This window comes from Cellulomonas septica, assembly GCF_012396155.1.
Lineage (GTDB): Bacteria > Actinomycetota > Actinomycetes > Actinomycetales > Cellulomonadaceae > Cellulomonas > Cellulomonas septica.
Window position 1 is genome coordinate 1 of record NZ_JAAXOY010000756.1, and the last position, 1,552, is coordinate 1,552.

Below are 1,552 nucleotides of genomic sequence, written 5' to 3' on the forward strand. Positions count from 1 at the left end.
GTGCCGTTCGCGGGGGTCGGCGCCGCTGACGCGCAGGGACGCGACGGGGCGGCCGCGGAGGGTGGCGGCGGCGTTGACCGCTTCTCCGGCGGCGACGCCGGAGAATCCCCAGCGGGTGCCGGTGCCGAGGTTGCCGGGGCCCTGGGCGAGGACGACGAGGTCGGCGCCGACGACGTGGCGTGCGGCGAGGAGGCCGGTGTGGACGGTGACGGCCTCGTGGTCGCCGCCGAACGCCTGTCCGGTGGTGACGCACGCGTCGATCCAGCCGGCGTCGCGCAGGCCGGCGACGGCACGGGAGAACCAGGCGGGGAGGGCGCCGCCGTCGGTCATGACGTAGGCGACGGTGGGTGCGGGGCGTCCGGCGCGAGCGGCGGCGTAGCGGGCGCCGGCGACGACGGCGGGGAGCGCGGAGTGGAGGTCGGCGACGACGACGGGCAGGCCGTCGAGGTCGTCGGCGTCGCGCAGGGTCTCGTGGTGGGGGGACTCCTGGTCGTCGACGCCGAGGACCATGGCCTGGAGCGGGGTGTAGCGGGCCTTGACGAGGTGCCCCGGTCCGGGCGGCGGGTCGGCGGGGAGGTCGCCGCCGGGCGCGGCGACGAGGGCGTAGCCGCCGGTGCCGAGCCCGCGGGCCAGGGCGGAGACGTTGAGCAGGACCCGGTCGCCGACGGCGGGGGAGCCGACGAGGGCGGGGTAGGCGAGCGCACGGACGGTGTCGGGCAGGGCGTCGGTGCCCGGGTGGTCGAGGGCCACCGTGAGCTCCTGTGCGCCCGGCCAGGCCGTCCCGCTCGCGACGACGACACCCGAACGCCACGTGATCACGGCCCCACCGTACCGGGGCGGCTACCGTGGTCCCCGATGCCCCCCGCGATCCCGCCCGCAGAGCGCCTGCTCAACCTCGTCATCGCCCTCGTGAACACGTCCGGCCGCATGACCAAGGAGCAGGTGCGCGCCAGCGTCGCCGGGTACCAGGACGCGCCGTCGGACGACGCGTTCGAGCGGATGTTCGAGCGTGACAAGGACACGTTGCGCGAGCTCGGGATCCCGGTGCTCACGGTGACGGACGCGGGTCACGGTGACGACATCGGGTACCGGATCGACGCCGAGCAGTACGCCCTGGCTCCGCTCGACCTGACGGCGGGGGAGCTGGGTGTCCTCGCGATGGCGGCGCAGCTGTGGCAGGACCAGTCCCTGCGTGCCGACACGTCGCGGGCGCTGACGAAGTTGCGCGCAGTCGGTGCGGCGCCGCAGTCGACGGACCTGGTGGCGGGGCTCGCGCCGCGCGTGCGGTCGGGCGGCGGGGCGATCGGTCCGCTCCTCGACGCGGTGCAGGCGCGGCAGGTCGTGCGGTTCGTGTACCGCGCGGCGAACACGGGCGAGGTGCGTGAGCGGACGGTCGAGCCGTGGAAGCTGCTCGCGCGTCGGGGCGGCTGGCTGCTGGTGGGCCGCGACCGCGAGCGCGACGCTCCCCGCTCGTACCGGCTGAGCCGGGTCGAGGGGACGGTGCGTCTGGTGGGTGCGCCGGGTGCGTTCGCGCCGCCGCCCGCGGACGAGC

At 76.4% G+C, this 1,552-nt stretch carries 2 protein-coding genes; one reads left to right on the top strand and one right to left on the bottom strand.

All coding sequences use genetic code 11. The annotated features are described in order from the left end of the window. On the bottom strand, window positions 1-819 hold an 819-nt coding region (locus HGA02_RS18860), incomplete at its 3' end, for a DUF3866 family protein (protein ID WP_168680869.1). 36 nt (window positions 820-855) lie between these two features. Here HGA02_RS18860 and HGA02_RS18865 point away from each other — a divergent pair. Then, window positions 856-1,552, top strand: a 697-nt coding sequence (locus HGA02_RS18865) for a helix-turn-helix transcriptional regulator (protein ID WP_168680871.1), incomplete at its 3' end; no start/stop codon positions are given.